We start from the raw sequence: 14,795 nt of genomic DNA, 5'->3' as shown, positions 1-14,795 counted from the left end.
CGCCTAAATTTTTGCCGCTCTGGTTCGTCTATTAGGACTAGGCAAGTAAATACGAATACTTCTGATTTGAATTTTATGGGGAGGAGTCACATGCAAGGTCTGTCGAAGTACCCGTCGCGTGCGCCGTTCGCGCGCTGCCGTCTGTCCCTGGCCCTGGGCTGCGCGCTGGCGCTGTCCGCTGGCCTGGCCCGGGCGGCCGACGGGGTGACCGAACTGGAGTCGATGGAGGTCGTCGGCAAGCTGAGCAGCCCGGTGACCGACGACAGCGGCTACGTGGCGAAGAACAGCCGCAGCGCCACCAAGATCAACACGCCCCTGCGTGAAACCCCGCGCTCGGTCTCGGTGGTCACCGAGCAGCAGATGAAGGACCGCAACGTCCTCACCGTCAGCGACGCCCTGCGTTACTCCGCCGGCATCCAGGCGGGTTACTTCGGCGAGGACAACAAGCAGGACTGGTTCGTCATCCGCGGCTTCAAGCAGGCCAACAACGGCCTGTTCATGGATGGTGCGCGGGTGTTCTCCAGCGGCTTCTTCAGCTGGCAGATCGACCCCTACATGCTCGAGCGCATCGAGGTGCTCAAGGGCGCTTCCTCGGTACTCTACGGCCAGACCCCGCCGGGCGGGCTGATCAACCTGCAGAGCAAGCGGCCGACCCTGGCGGCGCGCAACGAGATCGGCGTGCAGTACGGCAGCTTCGATCGCAAGCAGATGCACATGGACGTCGGCGGCAAGCTGGACGACGACGGCGACCTGCTCTATCGCGTGGTGGCGCTGAGCCGCGATACCGGCACCCAGGTCGACGACGTCGGCGCCGAACGCCTGTTGCTGGCGCCCTCGCTGACGATCAACTTCAACCCGGACACCTCGCTGACCCTGCTGGCCAGCGTGCAGAAGGACAACTCCGACCCGCAGCTGCAGTTCCTGCCGGCCAGCGGCACCATCGCCGCCAACCCCAACGGCAAGATCGACACCGACACCGCGGTCGGCGATCCGGGTTACGAGAAGTTCGACCGCACTCAGCTGACCCTCGGCTACGAGCTCAACCACCGCTTCAGCGACGCCTGGGAGTTCCAGCAGAACCTGCGTTACGGTCACCTCGACCTGGAGCTGCGCCAGCTCTACAGCCTGGGCTTCGTCAACGATTCCTTCCCCGGGCTCGACCCGAGCCGGCGCCTGATCGCCCGTGGCCTGACCTACGAGGACGGTCAGGCGGAAAGCCTGTCGGTGGACAACCGCATGCTCGGCAACTGGATCGGCAATGGCTGGGAGAACAACCTGCTGCTGGGCTTCGACTACCAGCTGCTGAACATCGACACCAAGAGCCCGGCCAGGGACCCCGGCTTCCCGGTGGTGCCGCTGCTGGATATCTACAACCCCAAGCGTGCCGCTCCGGTCACCCTGCCGATGGTGGGTACCATCACCCCCACCTACGGCCAGCCCATCGGCGCGTTCGCCCTGCAGGACAAGGACACCCGCGCCGATCAGTTCGGCTACTACCTGCAGGAGCAGCTCAAGCTCGACGACCATTGGGTGTTCACGCTGGGCGGCCGTTACGACGAGACCCGCTACGACTTCGACAACCGCACCACCGGCGCCGGCTTCCAGGTCAGCGACCAGCAGTTCACCGCCAGTGGCGGGGTGGCCTACCTGTTCGACAACGGCCTGACACCCTACGCCAGCTACTCCGAGTTCTTCACCCCGGTCACCAGCCTCAACACCAGCACCGGCAAGCCGTTCATGCCGGAGGAGGGCGAGCAGAAGGAGATCGGCCTGAAGTTCCAGCCGCAGGGCTTCAGCGGCCTGTTCACCATGGCCCTGTTCGAGCTGACCCAGGACAACGTGCGCAAGACCCTGCCGGGCGGCATCCAGACCCAGCTGGGCCAGGTGCGCAGCCGCGGCCTGGAGCTGGAGGCCCAGGCCGACCTCAGCGAGTCCCTGAGCCTGGTGGCCAGCTACACCAAGCTGGATGTGGAGACCACCAAGAGCACGCGTCCGACCGAAGTGGGCAAGACCCCGGCCAACGTGGCCGACGAGCTGGCCTCCATCTGGGCGCACTACAAGGTCAAGGGCGGCAGCCTCGATGGCCTGGCCTTCGGCGCCGGTGCCCGTCATACCAGCTCGTCCTACGGCGACAACACCGAGAGCCTGGAGGTGCCGTCCTACACCCTGCTCGATGCGGTGGTCAGCTACGACTGGGAGAACTTCCGCGTCCAGCTCAACGCCAACAACCTCACCGACAAGGAGTACATCACCGCCTGTGACTACTACTGCTGGTACGGCAACCGCCGCAATGTCATCGCGTCCGTCAACTATGCCTGGTAATGCCCTCGCGGCTTTGCCGCTGCCCGATGGGCGGCGGCTGGCCGTCAGCCAAGGCGAACAGGAACTGGCCCTGCGCCTGGACGGGCAGCCCCTGCTGCGCGTGCGGCGCCTGGCCGACGGGCGCCTGCAGCCGCTGGAGCTGCCTCTGGCCGAGCAGGCCGAGGCGCTCTGGCTGCTGGCCTACTGCTGCTTCGCCGGCGATCCGGCCCGGCAGGCGCTGCGCCTGGCGCTGGCCGAGGTCGACCCGGCCTTGCGCGCCAGCGGCCTGCTGCTGGGCGAGGGCGAGGACCTGCGGATCGAGCGCGGGCTGTTCTGGCAGCTGCCGGGGCCGTTCCTGCGCGCTCCGGCCAGTGCCGGTTACCCGCAGCAGCTGGTGATGCATGCCAGTGGCCGGCGTCACCCGCGCCGTCCGCCGAAGCCTACGGGCGAGGTCTACCGCCGTTTCGATGCGCGCCTGGGCGCCTGGATGTCCCTGCGCACCCTGGACATCGAGGCGGACCTGCCGCGCTTCAATCGCTGGCAGAACAGCGCGCGGGTCGCGGCGTTCTGGCAGGAGCAGGGCGACCTGGAGCAGCACCGCCGCTACCTGGAGGCGCTGGCCGCCGATCCGCGGGTGCTGACCCTGATCGGCTGCCTGGATGACGAGCCCTTCGCCTACTACGAGGCCTACTGGGCCAAGGAGGATCGCATCGCCCCGTTCTACCAGGCGGGCGACTACGACCGCGGCATCCATATGCTGGTGGGCGAGGAGCATCACCGTGGACCGCACAAGGTGGCGGCCTGGCTGGGCGCGCTCAGCCACTACCTGCTGCTCGACGAACCGCGTACCCAGCGCGTTGTCGCCGAACCCCGCGCCGACAATGCGCGGATGATCCAGCACCTGCAGGCCCAGGGCTACCACAAGGCCAAGGAGTTCGACTTTCCGCACAAGCGTGCGGCGCTGATGGTGCTGCCGCGCGAGGTGTTCTTCGACCGTTGCGCCCTGGCTTGAGCCGGGCCGCAGGGGCCGAGATCTTTCAAAAAGGAGCCGCGCCCGAACGCGGCCGCTACTGATGAGGTTGGGCAGGGTGCGCGTCGCGCACCCTAAGACGAGCCATGCACACAGAGGATCGAGCCTGACATGAGCATTGAAACGCTGGAATACGATGTAATCGGCCTGGGCTTCGGCCCGGCCAACCTGGCCATCGCGGTGGCCCTGGACGAGGATGCGCGGGTGCGCGAGCGCGGCCTGCGCTATTGCTTCCTGGAGAAGAAGGCGGACTTCGAGTGGCACGGCGGCATGCTGCTGGAAGACAGCCGCATGCAGATTTCCTTTCTCAAGGACCTGGCGACCCTGCGCAACCCGGCGAGCCGCTTCACCTTCCTCAACTACCTGCACCAGAAGCGTCGCCTGGAACCCTTCATCAATATCGGCACCTTCACCCCGTCGCGCCTGGAGTACAACGACTACCTGGCTTGGGCGGCCGGCCATTTCGCCGAGCGCGTGCACTATGGCGAGGAGGTGATCGCCGTCGAGGCGCAAGAGGAGCGCGGCGAGGTGCAGCGCCTGAAGGTCACCACGCGCCAGGCCGATGGCCGCACCCGTACGCGCCTGGCCCGTAACCTGGTGGTGAGCATCGGTGGCCAGCCGAGCATTCCCGAGGCCTTCGCGCCCTTGCGCAACGACCCGCGGGTGATCCATTCCTCCGCCTATCTGGCGCGCATCGAGACGCTGTGCGCCGAGCGCGAGGCGCCGTACCGTCTGGCGGTGATCGGCGCCGGCCAGAGTGCGGCGGAGATCTTCACCGATCTCGGCGGGCGCTACCCCAACGCCGAACTGAGCCTGATCATGCGCAGCCCGGCGTTGCGCCCGGCCGACGACAGCCCGTTCATCAACGAGATCTTCGACCCGGGCTACACCGACCTGATCTACCAGCAGCCCGAAGCCATGCGCCAGCAGCTGATCCGCAGCTTCAGCCACACCAACTACTCGGTGGTCAATCTCGACCTGATCGAGCGCGTCTACCAGGACCTCTACCTGCAGCGGGTCACCGGCAAGGTGCGCCAGCACCTGCTGGCCAATCGGCAGATTCAGGAGGTGCGGGCCGGTGTCGAGGGCATCTCCCTCAACCTGCTGGACCGCCAGCACCATGCCCGCGAAGTGCGCGAGTTCGACGGAGTGATCCTCGCCACCGGCTATCGCCGCGACGGCTACAAGCGCCTGCTGGAGGGCGTGGCCGGTTACCTCGGCGAGGGTGAGGTGGCGCGCAGCTACCGTCTGCCGAGTCGCGAGGGTTTCCACCCCGGCATCTTCCTGCAGGGCTGTTGCGAGGCCAGCCACGGCCTCAGCGATACCCTGTTGTCGGTGCTCTCGGTGCGTTCCCAGGAGGTGGTGGATGCCTTGATCGACGGTCGTCTGCGGCCCCAGGCGGTGGCATGCGCCTGAGCAGCGTCCCGGGAGGCCGTCGTTGATCCCTGCCCTGGCGCCGTTGTTCCAGGGTCCCTTCGGCCATTACCGCGAGGTGCTGGTGCTCGCCGACGACCCGCGCCCGGCCCTGTCCGGGCCGGAGCTGGTGGCGCCGGAGCAGCTGGAGGCGCTGCTGGCGCGCTTCGCCCCCGAGCAGGTCGGGGGCGACCGGCGGGCGCGGGTGTCGCTGTGGTCCAAGTACTATTTCCTGCGCCTGATTCCGCCGGTGGTGGCCGCCAGCCTGGTGCTGGGCTGGCGCTTGCCGCTGGATTTCCAGCGGATCCAGGTGATCGTCGGCAACGATGGTCTGCCGGCCGCCTTCAAGCTGCCCCATGCCGGCGAGCGCTGGCCGGCGCCGCCGGGCGATCCCTTCGAGCGTTTCGCCGAGCTGCTGGACGCTAACCTGTTGCCCTTTATCCAGGCCTTGAATGGTTGCGCCAAGGTCGCCCCGCGGGTGCTCTGGAGCAATGCCGGCAACTACTTCGAATGGATTCTCTCCAGCCTCGCCGCCTTGCCGCTGCCGGAGGCTATGCTGGCCGACGGCAAGCGCCTGCTGGACAGTCGCCTGCGCCCGGATGGCCGCGCCAATCCGCTCTATCAGCCGATCCGTTATGTGCCTCGCGAGGGCGCCGAGGACCCCCTGCGCCAGCGTCGGCAGTGCTGCATCCGCTACCTGCTGCCGGGCTATGCGCTGTGCGAGAACTGCCCGCATATCGACAACCCGCCACCGGGTTATCGCGGCGAGCTGGCCTTGGCCTCGGGGCTGCCCCAGGAACCCTGAGCACGGGGGGCGCGGCGCGGCAGCCTTGCCATCGGCGCGCTCCCCCCAATCCCGCAAATACAGCTACCAGCGCTTGTGCCGGACGCAGGATGGGCCGAGCGCAGCGATACCCATCCGGCCGATGCTCGGGCCGGAGGTCGCGTGGCTATGCAGATCCTCAGCGCCGGCTCAGGCCCCACATCAGATAGGCGCCGCCCAGCAGGGCGGCGAGCAGGCCGGCGGGGAGCTGGGCGGGGAACAGCAGGTTGCGCCCCAGCCAGTCGGCCAGCACCATCACCAGCGCACCGAGCAGGGCGCCGGCCAGCAACTGGCTGCGGGCGCGACCGAAGCCCAGCAGGCGCGCCAGGTGCGGGGCCATCAGGCCGACGAAGCTCAGCGGGCCGAGCACCAGGGTGGCCGCCGCGCTGAGCAGGGCGGCCAGGCCGAGCAGCAGCAGGCGACTGCGCGCCAGGGGCACACCGAGGCTGCCGGCGGTGCCGGCGCCCAACGGCAGCAGTTCCAGCCAGCGGGTGGCGGGCAGGCAGAGCAGCAGCAACAGCAGCGCCAGGCCCAGGGCCCAGGCGGCCATGCTGGCGTCGACGAAATAGGTGGAGCCGGACAGCCAGGCCAGCAGCTGCTGGCCGCGGGGATCGCCGAGGGCCAGTACCAGCACCTGCACCGCATCGAACAGCGCGCTCAGGGCGATGCCCGCCAGCAGCAGACGCTGCGGGGCGAAGCCGGAGCGCCGGCCGAGCCAGAGCAGGGCCAGCAGTGTCAGTGTCGCCCCCAGAGCGCCCAGCGCCAGGCGCGGCAGGAAGCCGGCGGCGGGCAGCAGGAACACCGCCGCCAGCAGGCCCAGGGCGGCGCCGGCGCTGATGCCCATCAGCTCCGGGCTGGCCATGGGGTTGCCGGTCAGGCGCTGGATCAGGGTGCCGGCCAGGGCCAGCATCAGCCCGGCGGCCGCGGCGGCGATCACCCGCGGCGCGCGCAGCTCGAGCAGGGACTCGGCCAGGTGCCAACGCCAGCCGTCCGGGCCCTGGCCCAGGGCCAACGCCAGCAGCAGCGCCAGGCCCAGCAGCGCGACCAGCGGAACCAGGCCGCGCTCGGCGCGGCGGCCGACCGGCATGGCCATGCCGCTCGGCGCTGGGTGGTCGGCCAGGCGCAGACGTGGGATCAGCCAGAGCAGCAGCGGTGCGCCGAGCAGGCCGGCGACCGCGCCGGTGGGCAGCAACTCGCGGAAGGGACCGGCGATCCACTGCACCAGCAGGTCGGTGAGCCAGAGCAGGGCGGCGCCCAGCAGGGGCGACCAGAGCAGGCGCTGGCCCAGGGTGCGCGCGCCGAGCAGGCGGGCGATGGCGGGCGCGGCCAGACCGATGAAGCCGATCACGCCGACGCTGCTGACCACGCAGGCGGTGAGGAACACCCCCAGGCCCAGGCCGGCCAGGCGCAGGCCGGGCAGGGAGACGCCGAGGCTGCGCGCGCCGCTGTCCTGCAAGTCCAGCAGGCTGAGCGGGCGCAGCAACAGCGGCAACAGCGCCAGGGCCAGGGCCAGGCGCGGGGCGAGGAACAGCACGGCGTCCCAGTTGTGCTGGCTGAGCGAGCCCGCCCCCCAGATGAACAGCGCGGTCAGGCCCTGGGGTTGCAGCATCATCAGGGCGATGTTCAGCGCGCTCAGGTAGAGGCTGACCACCAGGCCGGCGAGGATCAGCGCCAGCGGGCTCATCGCCCGGCGCCAGGCCAGGGCGAACACCAGCAGGCTGGCCAGGGCGCCACCGCCCATCGCCAGCCACTCGCGGGCCAGCAATAGCTGCGGCGCGAACAGGGTGGCCAGGGTCAGGGCCAGCTGTGCGCCGCCGGCGACCCCGAGGGTGGTCGGCGAGGCCAGCGGGTTGCGCAGCACCTGCTGCATCAGCAGGCCGGCCAGGGCCAGGCTGGCGCCGCACAGCAGGGTCATGCACAGGCGTGGCAACCAGCTGTAGTGGGCCAGCACCTGGCGCAGGTCGCCGAGGTCCGGCTGCCACAGCGCCTGGCCCCACAGGGCGCTGGGCAGGCGCAGGCCGAGGTCGCCGAGGGCCAGTGCCAGGCAGGCGGCGAACAGCGCCATACAGAACAGCGCCGGTTTGCGGCTGGCGAGGGTGTCGGTCATGGCGGGGTCTCGTTCGGCAGGGCCCGTTGCAACTGCCGGGCGAAGCGCTCGGCGCTGGGCAGGGCGCCGAAGCTCCAGACTTCGGCCAGGGCATGCACGCGGCCGTCGCGCACCATCGGCAGGTTCTGCCACAGGGCGCTATTGGCCAACTGGCGTTCGGCATCCAGCGGCAGCGGGCGGAAATACAGCAGGCGGGCGTCCGGTTGCTCGATAAGGCGTTCGATTCCGGTATTGGAGAAGCCCCAGTAGCTGCCCGGCGTGGTCCAGGCGTTGTTCAGGCCCAGGCGGGCGAGCACCGACTGGTAGAGGCTGTGCTGGCCATACACCCGGACATGGCGGTCATCCATGAAGTGCACCAGGTACAGCGGCCGCTGGGCATCGCCGAGGCGCCGCTGAGTGCGGGCCAGGCCCTCGTCGACGCGCCGGATCAGCGCTTCGGCCTCGGCCTGGCGGTCGAACAGCTGGCCCAGCTCGCGGGTGACGCGTTGGGCATTGAGGTAGGGGTCGCTGTCCGGGGCGAACAGGGTCAGGCTGCGTACCGGGGCGATGCGCTCCAGGGCGGCGCGGGCATTCTCGAACTGCGGGGTGATGAGGATCAGCTCCGGCGCCAGTTGACTGAGCAGCTCCAGGTTCGGCTCGGTGCGCAGGCCCAGGTCCTGGACCTCGGCGGGTAACGCTGGCGCGGCGACCCAGCGCCTGTAGCCGTCCACCTCGGCCACCGCCTGGGGCGTCACGCCCAGGGCCAGCAGGGTCTCGGTCAGGCCCCAGTCGATCACCGCGACCCGTTGCGGCGCGGCGGCGGCCGGCAGGCCGAGCAAGGCCAGGCACAGGCCCAGGAGTACGGCCAGACGCATGCTCAATGGACCACGGCGATGGGCGCCTGGGCGCGCGGGTGGGGCATGACGGTCATGCCGATGCCGTAGATGGACGCCAGGGTGTCGCTGGTCATCAGTTGCGCCGGGCTGCCCTCGACCAGCAGGCGCCCGCTGTGCAGGGCCACCAGGCGGTCGCAGTAGCGCGCCGCCAGGTTGATGTCGTGCAGCACCACCACCACGCCCAGGCCCAGTTCCGCACAGAGCTTGCGCACCAGGGCCAGGACTTCCACCTGATGGGCGATGTCCAGGGCCGAGGTGGGCTCGTCGAGCAGCAGGTAGCGGCTGTCCTGGGCCAGCAGCATGGCCAGCCAGACCCGCTGGCGCTCGCCGCCGGAGAGACTGTCCACCAGGCGTTCGGCGAAGCGCTGGGTGTCGGTGAGCTGCAGTGCCCGCTCGATCCTGGCCCGGTCTTCGGCCTTGAGGCGGCCGAGGGGGCCGTGCCAGGGGTAGCGCCCGAAACCGACCAGTTCGCGCACGCTGAGGCCGTCGGCGGCAGGCAATTGCTGCGGCAGGTAGGCCACCCGGCGGGCGAAGGCGCGGTTGCCCCAGTCCTGCACCGGCTTGCCGTCGAGCAGGATGCGCCCGCCGCTGGGCAGCTGCTGGCGCGCCAGCAGCTTGAGCAGGGTGGATTTGCCGGAGCCATTGTGGCCGATCAGGCCGACCATCTGCCCTTCGGCCAGACGCAGGTCGAGGGGGTGCAGCAGGGGGCGGTCGGGCAAGTGGTAGGTGACGGCGTCCAGTTCGAACATGCGCGCTCCAGATCGGCCGATAGGGCGGGTGAACAGGCGCACCGGAGAGCCCGGTGCGAAAAGACAGGAAATCTAAAGTAAGTGCTAATAATTATCAATGTCTAATGGCCGGTTGCCCCGACCGCACATGGGGGCAACCGGTTCACCGGGCATCAGCCGGTGCGCACCTCGATGCGGCGGCCGCGGGCGTGTTCGGCCTTGGGCAGCTCGATGCGCAGCACGCCGTTGCGGTAGTGGGCCGCGGTCTTGTCGGCGAGCACCGGCAGCGGCAGGGGGATGCTGCGGTGGAAGCGGCCGAAGGCGCACTGGCGAATGCGGTAGTGGCCGCTGCTCGATTCCTGCTCGTAGCGTTTCTCGCCACGCACCACCAGCACGTCGCCACGCACCTCGATGTCCAGGTCCTGCTTGTCCAGCCCCGGTACCTCCAGGCGCACGACGAACTTGTCGGCGTCCTCGTACAGGTCGCCGGCCAGCAGCGCCCAACTGCTCGAGGGGAATTCGGCGCTGGCGGACCCGGCCGCCGGCGGCGCGGCCTCCTCGCGTTTGTCGCGGCCGCTGGGGGTGAAGCGGGTCAGGGCCCCGGTGGCGCGGTCGAGCACCTGACGCCAGCCCTCGCCGAGCGAGTGCCAGGTCTCCTCCAGGCCGTGTTTCAGTTCGTTGAGTCTGTCCATGGGTCACCTCCAGGCCGCGGGCGGGCGTGTGGGCCCGCCCGCGGCGGTTCAGGCGCTCTTGACGACGATCTTGCGCGGTTGCGCATGGGCATGCTTGGGAATGCGCAGCTTGAGCACGCCATTGCGCAGCTGTGCGTCGATCCGTTGGCTATCCAGTTCGCTGCTCAGGGCGAAGGCGCGCTTGTAACGCGCCAGACGGACCTCTGCGTAGACCGCCTCCATGCCTTCTGGCGTCGCCGTGGCGATCTCGCCTTCGAGGGTCAGGGTATCGTTCTCGACCCTCAGGTCGAGCTTGTCCTTCGGCACGCCGGGCAGGTCGGCGAGCAGCAGGATGCCGTCCTTGTCCTCGAACACATCCACCCGCGGCAGCAAGGTCTGGGTTTCTTCGGCACGCTCGGGGCGGCTCACGGTTTTCTTCTCGCTCATCGTGGCTTCCTCCTTCAATGCCTGGGTTGTTACTGGACGGTGATGCGCTTGGGTTGGGCCGACTCGCGCCGCGCCACTTTGATATGCAGCACGCCGTCGCGATAGGACGCCTCGACCTTGTCCGGGTCGGCGTCGTCGGACAGGCTCACCGTGCGCTTGAAGCGACCGCTGAAGCGCTCGTTGGCATAGACCGACAGGCTGCCGTTGTCGCCCGGCCGATCGCCCTCGCGCTCGCCGACTATGGTCAGCAGGCCGTGATCGATCTGCACGTCGAGCTTGTCCGGGTCGATCCCCGGGGCGAAGGCGTAGACCTCGATGCTCGAGGTCGTGCTGCCGACGTTGAGCGCCGGGAAGGCGCCGCTGGCGACCGCACGGATGCTGCCCGGCCGGCCGAGACCGGCGTAGTCCTGCTGCAGCTCGCGCTGCAGGCGTTCGAACTCGGCGAGCAGGCCGTTGGGAAAGTTGAGAAGGGACTCGTACATCGCAAACCTCCTTGGCTGGTTGACCAGAGATTCGTTTGCGGTGCTCAAGGCCGAGGCCTCAAGCCCCGTCGCTAGAAAATATGTTGGCGTGCACGCGGGGCTTCAAGGCCGAGCCTTAGAACATTCTGAAATGCCTTATGCCGGACGGGCATTTGCCTGGCGCAGGGGAGGGGACGGCGCGGCTTGCTGCCGCGCCTGGGGGGCTCAGAACGGCGCGGGGCACTCGAAGCGCAGGCGTTCGCCGCTGTGCGGGTGGCTCAGGGTCAGCATGCTGGCGTGCAGGCACAGGCGCTCATGGGCGGCCAGGGCCTGCGCGTGGGCATAGAGGCGGTCGCCGAGCAGCGGGTGACCGATCGACAGCATGTGCACCCGCAGCTGGTGCGAGCGGCCGGTGATCGGCGTCAGCTCGATGCGGCAATAGTCGCCGCAGCGCTCCAGCACCCGCCAGAAGGTCAGGGCGTGCTTGCCCAGTTCATGGTCGACCACATGGCGCGGCTTGGTCGGCGGGTCGTAGCGCAGCGGCAGGTCGATGCTGCCACTGTCCAGCTCGGGCTGGCCCCAGCACAGCGCGGTGTAGGCCTTCTCCGTCTCGCGGTCGTGGAACTGCCGGGACAGCTCGCGGTGGCTATCGGCATCCCGGGCCAGGACGATGATGCCCGAGGTTTCCCAGTCCAGGCGGTGGACGATGCGCGCCTCCGGGTAGCCGTTCTCCTGCAGGCGGGTGACCAGGCAGTCGCGGTTGTCCTCGGCGCGACCGGGTACCGAGAGCAGCAGGGTGGGTTTGTTGATCACCAGCAGGGCGGCGTCCTGGTGGAGGATTTCAATCTGGCTGAGGGGCATCGTGGGGTCCGCAAACGACATCGGCGACCGAGGTCGCCGATGCCGGGAAACATAAGGCCGGGCGCCGGATCAGCGATCCGGCAGGGTGATATTGAGCTCCAGGATCGAGCAGCTACCCTGGTTCTCCAGGGCGACCTGGACCTGATCCGAGTCGATGGCGACGTATTTGCGGATCACCTCGACCAGCTCCTGCTGCAGGGCCGGCAGGTAGTCCGGCTGGCTGCGTTGGCCACGCTCGTGGGCGACGATGATCTGTAGGCGTTCTTTGGCGATGGAGGCGGGGGTTTCCTTCTTGCGTTCGCGAAAGAAGTCGAAAATATTCATCAGCGGGCTCCGAACAGGCGTTGCATGAGTCCTTTCTTCTGCACGTCGAGGAAGCGGTGCGGCACTTCCTTGCCGAGCAGGCGGTCGACGGCATCGCTGTACGCCTGGCCGGCGTCGCTCTGGTCGTCGAGAATCACCGGTACACCCTGGTTGGAGGCCTTGAGCACCGCCTGCGATTCGGGGATCACGCCGAGCAGGCGGATGGCGAGGATTTCCTCGACGTCTTCCACGCCGAGCATTTCGCCCTTGGTCACGCGCTCGGGGTTGTAGCGGGTCAGCAGCAGGTGCTCCTTGATCGCCTCCTCGCCCTTCTCGGCGCGGCGCGACTTGCTCGCCAGCAGGCCGAGCATGCGGTCGGAGTCGCGCACCGAGGAGACTTCCGGGTTGGTCACGACTATCGCCTCGTCGGCGAAGTACATGGCCAGGTGGGCGCCCTTCTCGATGCCGGCGGGCGAGTCGCAGACCACGTACTCGAAGTTCTGCGACAGCTCGTTGATGACCTTCTCCACACCCTCCAGGGTCAGGGCGTCCTTGTCGCGAGTCTGGCTGGCGGCCAGCACGTAGAGGTTCTCCAGGCGCTTGTCCTTGATCAGCGCCTGGGTCAGGGTCGCTTCGCCGTTGACCACGTTGACGAAGTCGTACACCACGCGGCGTTCGCAGCCCATGATCAGGTCGAGGTTACGCAGGCCGACGTCGAAGTCGACGATGACAGTCTTGTGCCCGCGCAGGGCGAGGCCGGTACCGATGGCGGCGCTGGTGGTGGTTTTGCCCACGCCACCCTTGCCGGACGTGACTACGAGGATCTTGGCCAAGGTGATTCACCCCAAAATGTGAAGATAAAAGCGGGAATCTGGCGGCCGCGCGAGGCGTCCGGATGCCCTTTGTGTCCCTTAAAATTGGCCGCAGTATCCGTTAAAGGCGGGTGATGTTCAACACGTCACCCGACAGGCTGACATGCACCGCATCGCCCCACAGCGGGTCGCGGCGCAGGTCCTCGGCGACCTTGTATTGGCCGGCGATCGACAGCAGTTCGGCGCCCATTTGTTGACAGAAAATCCGCGCCTGGGTGTTGCCCTTGATCCCGGCCAGGGCGCGGCCGCGCATGGGGGCATAGACGTGGATATTGCCGTCGGCGAGCAGTTCGGCGCCGGCGCTGACCGGCGCCAGGACGATCAGGTCGCCGCCCTGGGCATAGACCTGCTGACCGCCGCGTACCGGGGTTGTGACGATCTTGGTCGGCTTGAGTTCCGGCTCGGCCGGTTTTTCCGGCGGTTTGGGCGTCAGTTCGAGCTGGCGCTCGCGGGCGCCGGAGGGGGGGAGCACCGGCAGATCCAGGGCGTCGGCGGCGGCGATGTCGTCGGCTCGGTTGGCGCGTACCGCCAGGGTGCGCAGGCCGTGCTTGCGGCACAGGCTCATCAGCGCGGCGAGATCGAGGTTGTTCTCTGCGGTGGGCAGCTTGTCCAGGGCCAGCACCAGCGGCGTGTTGCTGAAGAACTGCGGCGCCTGGGCGACCTTTTCCGTCAGCTGCTGATCGAGGCGCTCCAGGTCGTTGTGCGCCAGCTCCAGCACGGTGATGGCGAGCATGCTGCCCTTGAGCTGGAACACGGGGTCTTGGTCGAGTAGATCGGCTTGGCTCATGGTCTGCCTGATGCGCCTGTATAGAAGGAGGGAGCGGGTCGCGTAGGTTGCCGGGGACTTATAGCGAGATCGTCGGTGGGTCGCAAGCCGCGGCGACTCTGCGGCAAGTGCTGGTAGAATGTCCGGCTTTGGCTGTTGTGCGGGATCGTTCATGGATCGTCCAGTGTTTCGGGGTTCTTTTCTTCACCCGCGTTTCTGGCTGCTGTGGCTGGGGCTCGGCCTGTTGTGGCTGGTCTCGCTGTTGCCTTACCCGGTGCTGATGCGCCTGGGGCGCTGGTTGGGTACCTTGATGTACCGCCTGGCACGGTCGCGGCGGCAGATCGCCGCGCGCAATCTGGAACTGTGCTTTCCCCAGTGGTCGGCGGCCGAGCGCCAGCGGGTGCTGCGGGAAAACTTCGCCTCCACCGGCATGACCTTCTTCGAGATGGCGATCAGCTGGTGGTGGCCGCCCGCGCGCCTGCGCAAACTGGGGCGCCTGGAGGGGCTGGAGCATCTGCAGCAGGCCCAGGCCGAGGGCCAGGGGGTGATCCTCATGGCCCTGCATTTCACCACCCTGGAAATGGGCGGCGGCCTGCTCGGCATGCGGCAGGACATGTATGGCATGTATCGGCCGCACAAGAATCCACTGTTCGACTATGTCCAGCGCCGTGGCCGCGAGCAGCGGTTGCTCGGGGTGATCGAGCGCGACGATGTGCGCGGCATGCTCAAGCTGCTGCGCGCCGGGGGCGTGGTCTGGTATGCGCCGGATCAGGATTATGGCGCCCAGCGCAGCATCTTCGTGCCGCTGTTCGGCGTGCCGGCCGCCACGGTCACCGCCACCAGCAAGTTCGCCCGCCTGGGCCGTGCGCGGGTGATCCCCTTCACTCAGGAACGCCTGGCCGATGGTTCGGGCTACAAGGTGGTGGTGCATCCGCCGCTGGCGGATTTCCCCGGGGACAGCGAGGAGGCCGACTGCCTGCGCATCAACCAGTGGATCGAGCGGGCGGTGGGGGCCTGTCCCGAGCAATACCTGTGGGCGCATCGACGCTTCAAGACGCGCCCGGCAGGCGAGTCCAAGCTCTACCGGAAAAGCCGCGCCTAGTTCATGATCCGGCCGCGTCGCTCTCTATACTGGCT

Annotated in this window: 15 protein-coding genes; 5 read left to right on the top strand and 10 right to left on the bottom strand. The window is 68.3% G+C overall.

Going from position 1 to position 14,795, the window contains the following annotated elements; all coding sequences use genetic code 11:
- The first annotated feature begins 90 nt into the window (after positions 1-90).
- The 4 genes from ACSX1C_RS08845 (at position 91) to fhuF (ending at position 5,549) form a co-directional block, all read left to right on the top strand.
- Positions 91-2,322 carry a TonB-dependent siderophore receptor gene (locus ACSX1C_RS08845; RefSeq protein ID WP_369959642.1) on the top strand — a complete coding sequence of 744 codons (2,232 nt, stop codon included), beginning with the start codon at positions 91-93 and terminating at the stop codon, positions 2,320-2,322.
- Positions 2,312-3,313: a GNAT family N-acetyltransferase gene (locus tag ACSX1C_RS08840; protein WP_439889104.1), complete on the top strand. Its 1,002-nt coding sequence runs from the start codon at positions 2,312-2,314 to the stop codon at positions 3,311-3,313. Before ACSX1C_RS08845 ends, ACSX1C_RS08840 begins: the two co-directional genes overlap by 11 nt.
- Before the next feature lie 129 nt (positions 3,314-3,442).
- A complete protein-coding gene (locus ACSX1C_RS08835; RefSeq protein ID WP_439889103.1) occupies positions 3,443-4,747 on the top strand; it encodes a lysine N(6)-hydroxylase/L-ornithine N(5)-oxygenase family protein in 1,305 nt (434 codons plus the stop codon).
- Positions 4,748-4,769: 22 nt separating this feature from the next.
- The gene (gene fhuF / locus ACSX1C_RS08830) at positions 4,770-5,549 is read left to right on the top strand and encodes a siderophore-iron reductase FhuF (protein WP_369959639.1); all 780 of its coding nucleotides are present in this window, start codon (positions 4,770-4,772) and stop codon (positions 5,547-5,549) included.
- A 157-nt stretch (positions 5,550-5,706) separates the two neighbouring features.
- On the opposite strand, the gene fhuB is transcribed toward fhuF, so the two are convergent.
- The 10 genes from fhuB to minC all read right to left on the bottom strand — a co-directional run bounded on the left by fhuB (position 5,707) and on the right by minC (position 13,679).
- A complete protein-coding gene (gene fhuB / locus ACSX1C_RS08825) occupies positions 5,707-7,674 on the bottom strand; it encodes a Fe(3+)-hydroxamate ABC transporter permease FhuB (protein ID WP_318645682.1) in 1,968 nt (655 codons plus the stop codon).
- Positions 7,671-8,528 (bottom strand): ABC transporter substrate-binding protein, encoded by an 858-nt coding sequence (locus ACSX1C_RS08820; RefSeq protein WP_439889102.1) that lies wholly within the window; start codon positions 8,526-8,528, stop codon positions 7,671-7,673. Before ACSX1C_RS08820 ends, fhuB begins: the two co-directional genes overlap by 4 nt.
- Positions 8,529-8,530: 2 nt before the next feature.
- Positions 8,531-9,298, bottom strand: a complete 768-nt coding sequence (locus tag ACSX1C_RS08815; RefSeq protein WP_318645684.1) for an ATP-binding cassette domain-containing protein — start codon at positions 9,296-9,298, stop codon at positions 8,531-8,533.
- Between the two features lie 152 nt (positions 9,299-9,450).
- Positions 9,451-9,969, bottom strand: a complete 519-nt coding sequence (locus tag ACSX1C_RS08810) for an Hsp20/alpha crystallin family protein (protein ID WP_439889101.1) — start codon at positions 9,967-9,969, stop codon at positions 9,451-9,453.
- A gap of 48 nt (positions 9,970-10,017) precedes the next feature.
- Complete coding sequence (locus ACSX1C_RS08805) at positions 10,018-10,395, bottom strand: Hsp20/alpha crystallin family protein (RefSeq protein WP_318645686.1); 378 nt, start codon at positions 10,393-10,395, stop codon at positions 10,018-10,020.
- 29 nt (positions 10,396-10,424) lie between these two features.
- On the bottom strand, positions 10,425-10,877 hold the full coding sequence (locus ACSX1C_RS08800) for an Hsp20/alpha crystallin family protein (RefSeq protein ID WP_318645687.1): 453 nt from the start codon (positions 10,875-10,877) through the stop codon (positions 10,425-10,427).
- Between the two features lie 204 nt (positions 10,878-11,081).
- Positions 11,082-11,717, bottom strand: coding sequence for an RluA family pseudouridine synthase (locus ACSX1C_RS08795; RefSeq protein ID WP_318645688.1), 636 nt, complete (start codon positions 11,715-11,717; stop codon positions 11,082-11,084).
- A gap of 69 nt (positions 11,718-11,786) precedes the next feature.
- Positions 11,787-12,041 carry a cell division topological specificity factor MinE gene (minE, locus tag ACSX1C_RS08790; RefSeq protein ID WP_318645689.1) on the bottom strand — a complete coding sequence of 85 codons (255 nt, stop codon included), beginning with the start codon at positions 12,039-12,041 and terminating at the stop codon, positions 11,787-11,789.
- The gene (gene minD / locus ACSX1C_RS08785) at positions 12,041-12,853 is read right to left on the bottom strand and encodes a septum site-determining protein MinD (protein WP_318645690.1); all 813 of its coding nucleotides are present in this window, start codon (positions 12,851-12,853) and stop codon (positions 12,041-12,043) included. The genes minE and minD overlap by 1 nt, the downstream gene beginning before the upstream one ends.
- Before the next feature lie 100 nt (positions 12,854-12,953).
- The gene (gene minC / locus ACSX1C_RS08780) at positions 12,954-13,679 is read right to left on the bottom strand and encodes a septum site-determining protein MinC (protein WP_439889100.1); all 726 of its coding nucleotides are present in this window, start codon (positions 13,677-13,679) and stop codon (positions 12,954-12,956) included.
- A 151-nt stretch (positions 13,680-13,830) separates the two neighbouring features.
- Between minC and ACSX1C_RS08775 the strand changes: the two genes are divergently transcribed.
- Positions 13,831-14,760, top strand: coding sequence for a lipid A biosynthesis lauroyl acyltransferase (locus tag ACSX1C_RS08775; protein ID WP_439889099.1), 930 nt, complete (start codon positions 13,831-13,833; stop codon positions 14,758-14,760).
- Positions 14,761-14,795: the final 35 nt, after the last annotated feature.

Source organism: Pseudomonas sp. MBLB4123 (genome assembly GCF_051904775.1).
GTDB lineage: Bacteria > Pseudomonadota > Gammaproteobacteria > Pseudomonadales > Pseudomonadaceae > Aquipseudomonas > Aquipseudomonas benzenivorans_B.
This window is presented reverse-complemented; position numbering and strand designations above follow the sequence as displayed.

Coding starts and splice junctions, on each gene's coding strand:
- minC (WP_439889100.1), bottom strand. CDS start 13,679: ATGAGCCAAGCCGATCTACTCGACCAAGACCCCGTGTTCCAGCTCAAG.
- ACSX1C_RS08815 (WP_318645684.1), bottom strand. CDS start 9,298: ATGTTCGAACTGGACGCCGTCACCTACCACTTGCCCGACCGCCCCCTG.
- ACSX1C_RS08810 (WP_439889101.1), bottom strand. CDS start 9,969: ATGGACAGACTCAACGAACTGAAACACGGCCTGGAGGAGACCTGGCAC.
- ACSX1C_RS08795 (WP_318645688.1), bottom strand. CDS start 11,717: ATGCCCCTCAGCCAGATTGAAATCCTCCACCAGGACGCCGCCCTGCTG.
- ACSX1C_RS08800 (WP_318645687.1), bottom strand. CDS start 10,877: ATGTACGAGTCCCTTCTCAACTTTCCCAACGGCCTGCTCGCCGAGTTC.
- ACSX1C_RS08820 (WP_439889102.1), bottom strand. CDS start 8,528: ATGCGTCTGGCCGTACTCCTGGGCCTGTGCCTGGCCTTGCTCGGCCTG.
- minE (WP_318645689.1), bottom strand. CDS start 12,041: ATGAATATTTTCGACTTCTTTCGCGAACGCAAGAAGGAAACCCCCGCC.
- fhuB (WP_318645682.1), bottom strand. CDS start 7,674: ATGACCGACACCCTCGCCAGCCGCAAACCGGCGCTGTTCTGTATGGCG.
- ACSX1C_RS08775 (WP_439889099.1), top strand. CDS start 13,831: ATGGATCGTCCAGTGTTTCGGGGTTCTTTTCTTCACCCGCGTTTCTGG.
- ACSX1C_RS08835 (WP_439889103.1), top strand. CDS start 3,443: ATGAGCATTGAAACGCTGGAATACGATGTAATCGGCCTGGGCTTCGGC.
- ACSX1C_RS08840 (WP_439889104.1), top strand. CDS start 2,312: ATGCCTGGTAATGCCCTCGCGGCTTTGCCGCTGCCCGATGGGCGGCGG.
- ACSX1C_RS08845 (WP_369959642.1), top strand. CDS start 91: ATGCAAGGTCTGTCGAAGTACCCGTCGCGTGCGCCGTTCGCGCGCTGC.
- ACSX1C_RS08805 (WP_318645686.1), bottom strand. CDS start 10,395: ATGAGCGAGAAGAAAACCGTGAGCCGCCCCGAGCGTGCCGAAGAAACC.